The organism is Streptacidiphilus sp. MAP12-20 (genome assembly GCF_041262525.1).
GTDB lineage: Bacteria > Actinomycetota > Actinomycetes > Streptomycetales > Streptomycetaceae > Streptacidiphilus.
In genome coordinates this window covers 109,341-116,085 of the sequence record NZ_JBGCCK010000024.1, presented here as the reverse complement: position 1 = coordinate 116,085, position 6,745 = coordinate 109,341, and the positions used below count along the sequence as shown (strand labels likewise).

Below are 6,745 nucleotides of genomic sequence, written 5' to 3'. Positions count from 1 at the left end.
CGCAGAGTGCGTCTCCCGCCCCGGCGGGGGGGGGCTCACCCCGCGCTTGCCGCCCGGGGTGTCGCCCCCCCCCCCCGCCCCCCCCCCCCCCGCCCGGCCCCCCCCCCCCCCCCCCCCCCCGCGGGGGCGCGGCCGGTGCGGGGTGGGTCGCTTCATTGCGCCTCCTGAAGGGGCGGTTCGGCGTCGTCACGCACGAACAGGGGGATGCGGTCCAGCGGCGCGTCGACGGTGACGTGGCCGCCGCCGGGGTATCGGCGTCCGGAGTCCGAGTGCGTCCACTCGGCTCCGGCCGGCAGGTACACGCGGCGCTGCCGGGCGCCGAGTTCGGTGACGGGGGCGACGAGGATGTCGGGACCGAACAGGTACTGGTCCTCGACCTCCCAGGCGGCCGGGTCGTCGGGGAAGGCCAGCAGCAGTGGCCGCATGAGCGGGATGCCGGTCTGCTCGCCGTCCCGGAGGTGGGCATGGATGTAGGGGCGCAGGCGCTCGCGCAGCCGCAGCACGGAGGTGATGGCCTCGTAGGCGTCCGGACCGTAGGACCACACTTCGTTCGGGCCGCCGCCGTCGCCGACCGTGCCGTGGCTGGTGCGGGGCTCGCGGTGGCCGTGCAGCCGGAAGATGGGGCAGAAGGCACCGAACTGGAACCAGCGCACGACAAGTTCCCGGTAGGCCGGCTCGTCGGGGTCGCCGCCGTGGAAGCCGCCGATGTCGGTGTTCCACCAGGGGATGCCGCTCATGGCCACGTTCAGACCGGCCCTGATCGAGTCCGCGAGGGCCTCGAAGGTGGCGGGGATGTCGCCGGACCACAGGGCCACGCCGTAGCGCTGCGAGCCGGCCCACGCCGAGCGGGTCAGCGACAGGACCGCGGTCTCCCCGGCCGCGCGCATCTGCTCGAACACGCCGCGGGCGTGCTCGCGCGGGTACAGGTTCGCCACCTCCGTCCCCGGGCCGGCGGCGTAGGTGAGCGTGTGCGGGGCGGGCCGGATCTCCGGCTCGCAGCCGTCCAGCCAGAAGGCGCGGATGCCGAGCTTGTAGTAGCTCGCCTCGAGTTTGTCCCACAGAAACGCGCGGGCCCGGGCATCGGTAGCGTCGTAGAACGCGACGCCGATCTCGTCCGGGGAGTCGCCGTCGGGCCAGTTGCCGGTCAGCATCGCGCCGTTGTCGGCCGAGGCCAGCATCCCGGCCTCGCGCATGGGGGCGAAGCTGGACGACAGCGGGCTGACCGAGGGCCAGACCGAAACGGCGGGCTCGATGCCGAGGGCGTGCAGCTCGTCGACCATCGCGAGTGGGTCGGGCCAGGCGTCCCGGTTGAAGTCCCAGTCGCCCAGGCGCCGCCAGTGCAGGTAGTCGATGACGACGACGGACAGCGGGAGACCCCGGCGGGCGTACTCGCGGGCCACGGCCAGCAGTTCCTCCTGGTCGCGGTAGCGCAGCTTGCTCTGCCAGAACCCCGACGACCACTCAGGCATAGGGGAGGGGAAGCCGGTGGCGGCGGCGTAGCTCGACAGGATCGCGGCGGGGGAGTCGCCGACGGTCAGCCAGTAGTCGATCTGGCGTGCCCGGTCCGACACCCAGCGCGTGTGGTTGGCGGCGAACTCCACCCGGCCCACGGCCGGGCTGTTCCAGAGCATGCCGTAGCCCCGGCTGGAGACCGCGAACGGAATCGACACCTCGCCGTTGCGCTGGGCCAGCTCCAGCACCATGCCCATCTGGTCCAGCCGGCCGTGCCCGTGCTGACCCAGCCCGTAGATCCGCTCGTCCGGGTACGCGGCGAACCGCTGCTCGATGCGGTGGAATCCGCTTCCGGCCGCCTCGAAGTGGCGGGACCCCGGCCACCAGAAGTGTGCGGGCACCTCGCGCAGGACCTCGACGCCGGTCCCGGCGTGCTGGAAGGACAGCAGGCCCCTCGCGGCGTCGACGAACACGCGAGCCCGGCCGTTCACCAGTGCCGCGGACGTCCCGTCGGGATCGATCTCCACGGTCACGCCGTCCGGCGCGGCGGGCGGCTCGGCCGCCAGGGCACCTGGCAGGTCCGGCAGGATGCGGTGCAGGCCGGCCCGGACCCGGACGCTGTCGGTGCCCCACGGCTCGACGGTCAGCAGGTGATTGCCGCTCCTCCAAGTCAGAGCACGGTCGTCGATGGTGAACGGGTTGAGCACGAAGTCTCCTGAGGTCGAAGCAGTGGAGCAGGGAGAGCAGCCAGGCAGCCAGAGCGGCCGGTGGTGTCGCGCGGCGGCCGACCCTCGACGGCCGCCGCGCGAGTCAGTCCTTCAGCGCGGCGTTGCCGATGCCGGCCGCGACATAGCGCTGAGCGGCGATCAGCAATAGTGCAGCCGGAAGGGAAGCGATGACCCCCGTGGCCATCACGCCGTTCCAGTCGGTGAGGTTGGCCCCGATGAACCGGTAGAGGCCCACCGTGATCGGGGCCCGGTTGTCATCGGTGGTGAGCGTGACGCCGAACAGGAAGTCGGCCCACGCGAACAGGAACGAGAACAGTGCCGCGGTGATGACCCCGTTGCGGGCCACCGGAAGGATCACCGACACGAAGGTCCGAAGCCGTGACGCACCGTCAAGGGCAGCGGCCTCGCCGAGCTCATCCGGGATGCCGCGCATGAACGACTGAAGGATCAGGGTCGCGAACGGCACGCACAAGGTGGAGTCGGCGAGGATCAGCGCCAGCGGCGAGTTGATCAGCCCGAGCCTGTCGGCCGCGATGTACAGCGAGTTGGCCATTACGATGCCCGGGATCATCTGCGCCACCAGCAGCGCGAACATCAGCATCCGCCCGCCGGGCACGCGGAGCTTGGCCAGACCGTAGGCAGCCGGGGCCGCGACCAGCAACGTCACCGCCACCGTGCCAAGGGACACCCCGAGGCTGACCAGAAGGTGGCCGCCCTCGGCGCCCAGCGCGCTGCGGTAGCCGTCCAGGGTGCCGTGCACAGGGAACCAGGTCGGTGTGCGGCTGACCAGGTCCTGCGGGCGCAGGAACGAGGCATTGAGCATCCAGTACAGCGGGAACAGCATCACGGTGACGATGACCAGGCCCACCGCCGTTCCCAGCGCCGCTCGCACCCTCCTGGGCACACGCAGCCGCGGCGCGTGGCTGCTTTTCGAGGGGGTTCCGGCAAGCGTGTTCATCGAGTTCCCCCTTCAGGCTCGCGGACCGCGCGGAGATACAGCCCGGCGAACACGACCGCCACCAGGATCAGCAGGTTGCCGACCGCCGCGCCCTTCCCGAACGTCAGCTGCTGGAACGAGAGGTTGTAGGCGTAGGTGGTCAGTGTCTGCGACGAATTCGCCGGACCGCCCTGAGTCACGATCATGATCACGTCGAAGACCTTGACCGTGTAGATCAGGCCGAGGGTCAGCACGACGAGGGTGACGGGCCGCAGGAGCGGGAGCGTGATCCTCGTGAACCGCTGCCAGGCGTTCGCGCCGTCGATGGCGGCCGCCTCGTACAACTGCTCCGGGATGCCCTGCAGCCCGCCGTACAGGATGACCATGTTGAACGGGATGCCGACCCAGATGTTGACCAGGATGACGGCGGCCAGCGACATGTTCGTGCTCACCAGCCAGGGGACCGGCTGGCTCACCACATGGAGATGCAGCAACACCTGGTTGAGCACCCCGGAGTCGGTGTACATCACCCAGCGCCACACCGTTCCGGAAACCACCAGCGGAAGCAGCCACGGCACCAGAAGCAGCGAACGCAGCACACCGTTCAGCGGGAACACGCGACGGAAGAACACCGCCAGCGCCAGCCCGGCACCGAACTGGAATACCAGCGAACCGACCGTGAACAGCACGGTGTTGAGCACGGTCTGCCCGAACTGCGGGCTGTTCCACACGGCACGGTAGTTGGCCAGTCCGACGTACGGGGCCGATCCGGTGTAGAAGGACGACACCGAGTAGTCCTGGAAGCCCATGCGAACGTTGGACACCAACGGGTACACGTAGAAGCACAGGACATACAGCCACACCGGGGCGACGAACCCGGCCGCACGCCAGGCGGTGCGACGGCGGCGCCTCCGCCCGTGGGAGCCCCGGGCCGGGGCCGCCCCCGCAGCGGGGGCGGCCTTGCTGAGCATCGCCGACATCGTCAGGAACCGGCCTGGCTCTGCGCCTGGGTCAGTGCCGCCTGCGCCGACGACCCGCCGGCCAGCGCCGCCTGGATCGCGGTGTACAGCGCCGCGCTCACCTTCGGATAGGCGGTGCCGAGCTCTGCGGTGCGGGCCTTGGCCGTGGCGATCTCCGTCACGAACGCCGCCAACTGGGGGTCAGTGGCCCCCACCTGAGCGGCCGCCGCCTCGTTGCTCGGAATGTACCCCGCGTCCTTCGACCACTCGGTGCTGCGCTCCGGGCTCAGCAGACACTTCACCACCGCGACGGCCTTCTGCTCCCGGGCCGAGTTGCTGTGGCCGACGGCCCAGACCTCGCCGCCCAGCGGGGTGACCGGCTTGGCCGAGGCGTTCGGCACCGGGATCGGCACGGTGCCGAAGTGCAGGCTGGTCTTGGCGTCCAGACCAGGAAGCTGCCACGGGCCGTTCACCATCATCGCCACGTTGCCGGCCGCGAACTGCTGGTCGACGTCGGCCTGCGTCCAGTTGACCACGGACTTCGAGGCCCAGCCCTTGTCCACCATCGTCTTCCACAGGTCCAGCGCCTGCACCGCCTGCGGGGAGGCAAGGTCCTTCAGATCGGCGCCGGCGGTCCAGAAGAACGGCTCGAACTGGAAGCTGCCCTCTTCGGTGCCGACTGCGGAGAACGCGATGCCCTGGTGTCCGCCTGCGGTCAGCTTCTGCGCGTCCGCGCTCAGCTCGTCCCACGTCGTCGGCGGCTTCAGCCCGGCCGCGGCGAACACGTCCTTGTTGTAGTACAGCGCCAGACCGTTCACTCCCGGCGCGATTCCGTACACCTGGCCCTGGTACGTACCGGCCGACACGATCGAGGGGAACAGACCGTCCGTCGACAGCCCGGCCTGAGACAGCGAGACCAGACCCCCCGTGGACGCCATCTGCTGCAGGTCGGGGTTGTCGACCAGCACGAGGTCCGACAGCGAGCGGGAGGAGGCCTCCTGGAGCAGCTTGGGCATCAGCTGCTCGCGGGGCAGCTCGTGATGAACGACCTTCACGCCGCCGACCTGGGCGGCGCACTCGTTCAGCACGCCCTGGATCTGGGTGTTCTGCGGCGCGGCGCCGTAGTAGTCGGTCTCGTTCAGCGTCAGGACGCCGCCCGAGGCAGACGTGGATCCGCTGCCGGAACCGCACGCGGTCAGCGCCAACATACAGGCCGAAGCGACCGCGATGGCGCTGATCCCGACTCTCTGGGAGCTGCGGCGGCGGAGTACAGAAATCATGGCCTTCACCTTTCGAATTGATTCGATGTATCGCGCACTGATACCGGGCAGACAGGGTGGATGCCCGGGGTCCGGCTAGGAGCTTCCGGGGCTGCCGACCGTGGTCGGCGCGCTGGATTCGCGAACCTTCAACGTCGGCGCCAGGATCGTGGCGGACGGCACAGACTCCCCGTAGAGCTGACCGGCCAGCAGCCGCACCGCGGTGCGGGCCAGCTCCTCCACGGGCAGGGATACCGCGCTGACCGGGACCGGTAACTGCTCGGCCTCGTCGTCGGGGCACACCGCCACGACCGAGATGTCCTGCGGTACCCGAAGACGGAGGGCGCGGAGCCGGTCGAGCACCAGGGGCAGCGCGCGCTCGTTGTAGACGATCAGAGCGCTCAGACCAGGAACCTCGTCGAGCAGATCGTCCACGGCGCGGGCCACGTCAGCTGCCTGACCGTCACACGCAGTCCAGGCGGTCCGTGCCCGGCCCGTTCGCAGGGCGGCCAGCGCCCCGTCCCTGGCGTGGATCGCATACGCCAGGTCCTGGCGGAAGGTGGACGGGGGCTGCCCGATGTAGCCGACAGCACGATGTCCCAGCTCCAGCAGGTGCTCGGCGCACAGCCGGCCGGCCATGGCCGCGTCGAAGTCGATGTAGGGCAGTTGGGCGCTGTCGTCCGGAGTGCCGACCAACACGGCCGGACACTTCAGCGAGCTGAGCAGGGCCACCCGCGGATCGTCGCGCTGCACCTCCATCAGCATGACCCCGTCGACCTGCGAGCCCACCACCGTGTCCCGGATCGCGGCCGCGCCGTCGTCGTCGGTCAGCACCAGCAGCTTGAGCCCAAGGTCCTGCGCGGCGGTCAGCGACGCCCATACGTACGGCATCTGCACCTGGTTGTGCGGCCCGTAGACCATGGGCAGCGCCATGGCGATCACGCCGTTGCGGCGGCTGCGGATGGACCGGGCCCCGGCGTGGGGGCGGAACCCGAGCTCGGCGATCGCCTGCTCGACACGATCACGCGTCTCCGGCGAGATCGAGCGGGCACCGCTGAGCACGTACGACACGGTGCTGCGGGAGACGCAGGCCCGCTTCGCGACATCAGCGATTGTGACGGCCACGAGATACAGCTCCTCGCTGTGTCGAACTGATTCGATGTGGCGTGACCGTAACGCCGGTGTTTCCGAACGCGCAAGACCTTCGTCGATCCTCGCTACCGGATCGTTGCCGGCTCGGATGTCCGACGCCGTGCGCGAGTGGGCAGGACGGGGGAGATGGGCGACACTTGAGTCTCCCGCGTCGAGGAGGATGCAGCTTGGCCGGCGATCATCGCCCCCGTCAGGCGTTCAGGGAAGACGACCGCCCGCGTGCTTGCGCGCGGCCTCATCGGGCGGTGGTGGGCTGAC

General features: G+C 70.1%; 5 protein-coding genes. All 5 read right to left on the bottom strand.

Features of this window, described 5'->3' with window-relative positions:
* Nucleotides 1-152: 152 nt before the first annotated feature.
* The 5 genes from ABIA32_RS27605 to ABIA32_RS27585 all read right to left on the bottom strand — a co-directional run bounded on the left by ABIA32_RS27605 (nucleotide 153) and on the right by ABIA32_RS27585 (nucleotide 6,460).
* Nucleotides 153-2,159, bottom strand: a complete 2,007-nt coding sequence (locus tag ABIA32_RS27605; RefSeq protein ID WP_370101023.1) for a TIM-barrel domain-containing protein — start codon at nucleotides 2,157-2,159, stop codon at nucleotides 153-155.
* 103 nt (nucleotides 2,160-2,262) lie between these two features.
* Nucleotides 2,263-3,024: a carbohydrate ABC transporter permease gene (locus tag ABIA32_RS27600; RefSeq protein WP_370101027.1), complete on the bottom strand. Its 762-nt coding sequence runs from the start codon at nucleotides 3,022-3,024 to the stop codon at nucleotides 2,263-2,265.
* A 110-nt stretch (nucleotides 3,025-3,134) separates the two neighbouring features.
* Nucleotides 3,135-4,097, bottom strand: a complete 963-nt coding sequence (locus tag ABIA32_RS27595) for a carbohydrate ABC transporter permease (RefSeq protein ID WP_370101020.1) — start codon at nucleotides 4,095-4,097, stop codon at nucleotides 3,135-3,137.
* Between the two features lie 2 nt (nucleotides 4,098-4,099).
* Nucleotides 4,100-5,356: an ABC transporter substrate-binding protein gene (locus ABIA32_RS27590; RefSeq protein WP_370101017.1), complete on the bottom strand. Its 1,257-nt coding sequence runs from the start codon at nucleotides 5,354-5,356 to the stop codon at nucleotides 4,100-4,102.
* A 75-nt stretch (nucleotides 5,357-5,431) separates the two neighbouring features.
* Nucleotides 5,432-6,460 carry a LacI family DNA-binding transcriptional regulator gene (locus tag ABIA32_RS27585; RefSeq protein ID WP_370101014.1) on the bottom strand — a complete coding sequence of 343 codons (1,029 nt, stop codon included), beginning with the start codon at nucleotides 6,458-6,460 and terminating at the stop codon, nucleotides 5,432-5,434.
* Nucleotides 6,461-6,745 lie beyond the last annotated feature (285 nt).